The sequence below is a fragment of the Streptomyces cahuitamycinicus genome (assembly GCF_002891435.1).
Classification (GTDB): domain Bacteria; phylum Actinomycetota; class Actinomycetes; order Streptomycetales; family Streptomycetaceae; genus Streptomyces; species Streptomyces cahuitamycinicus.
This window is the reverse complement of sequence record NZ_POUC01000837.1, coordinates 1-1,328: the sequence shown is the minus strand read 5'-3', so window position 1 is coordinate 1,328 and position 1,328 is coordinate 1. Positions and strand designations below refer to the sequence as shown.

Genomic DNA, 1,328 nt, shown 5'->3' with positions numbered 1-1,328 from the left:
CCCCCACCGCTGCGCCCTCCCCGCGCCCCACCGTCACGGTGGTCGCCGACACGGCCGACCTGGTGGCCGCGTACAACGGCGGCTGGAAGGCGGGCGTGGCCGACCTCGGCGACGGATCCAAGCCGACCTATCCGGCCGTGATCGCCGACGGCGATGACCCGGGCACCGTCGCGTGGATGGACGGCTGGATCGACGGACAGGCCGACGCACTCGGCGACGACAACCGGGACGGCATCGTCGACGAGGACGAGAGCGGCTGGGACTGCCACACCATGGGCAACCGCGTCTGCGGCCCGCAGCGCGACGCAAGCCGCACCTCCCGCTGACCTCTGCCCCATGCAACCCGCCGGGGCGCCCCACCGCGCCCCGGCACCCCTTCGAAGGGATACGACGTGATCTCCCGAGCCCTCACCCCGTCCATGGCCATCACCGAGGACCTCGCCGCCGTGCAGCTCCCGAGCGGCATCGACCACCACCGCGTGCGCGTCACGGCCGCCCGGAACATCAAGGGCGGGGACCTCCTCGTCGGCATCGACGACGGCACCCTGACCCACGCGGCCGGCCTACGGTCCGCCCGCCCGTTCCCGCGTGCCCGCTACGCCCTGCCGCAGCAGCGCCCCGCCCAGTTCGGTAACCCCGGCTGTATCGCCCTGGACGGCCAGACCTACACGGCCGGGCCGTACGACCTGGTGCTGTACGTGCCCGCCGCCTGGTGCCCCGTCGGCTACCGGCCCGGCCAGCGCGTCGAGCGGATCGGATGGCAGCTCCCCGAACAGGCGTGGCAGCAGCCCCGCCGCTACGCGCAGCGCGGCACCATCCGCCGTGTCGACGACGACGGCCTGGTCCGCGTGCAGTGGGACGGAGACGAGCATCAGTTCCTCACCCCGCGCGACGTGATCCGGCCCGTCGACCCGGCCGACATCGACCAGGAGCGTTCGGAGACCGGCGGGTTCGCCACGGGGGACCGCGTCACCTTCGGGCCGGGCCCGTCCGCCGGACTCGTCCTGGAGCTGTACCGGCCAGCGTTCTACGGCCCGTTCCGGGCGCGCGTCCTGTGGGATGGCACGCCGCCCCACGAGGACACGTTCACCACCGACCGGCTGACCGTCACCGAGCCCACCGCCGCGTAGCCCGCCCGCCACGCACCGCCGGGCGCCCCGCAGGCGCCCGGCCCCCCTTCACGTCGACCCGAGACAGGAGATACCCCCGTGAGCACTACCGCCAGCCCCCAGGGCATCGACTGGACCCGCATGGCGCGTGCCGACTTCGACCCCTCCGCCCCGCTCGCCCTCGTCGAAGCGGACGCCGTACGCCGGCCCGTGCCCGCC

2 protein-coding genes are annotated in these 1,328 nt (G+C 74.5%); both read left to right on the top strand.

Features of this window, described 5'->3' with window-relative positions; genetic code table 11:
• Positions 1–326, top strand: a 326-nt coding sequence (locus tag C1J00_RS43295) for a hypothetical protein (protein WP_146046415.1), incomplete at its 5' end; no start/stop codon positions are given.
• A gap of 66 nt (positions 327–392) precedes the next feature.
• The gene (locus C1J00_RS43290) at positions 393–1,130 is read left to right on the top strand and encodes a hypothetical protein (RefSeq protein ID WP_102914221.1); all 738 of its coding nucleotides are present in this window, start codon (positions 393–395) and stop codon (positions 1,128–1,130) included.
• Positions 1,131–1,328: the final 198 nt, after the last annotated feature.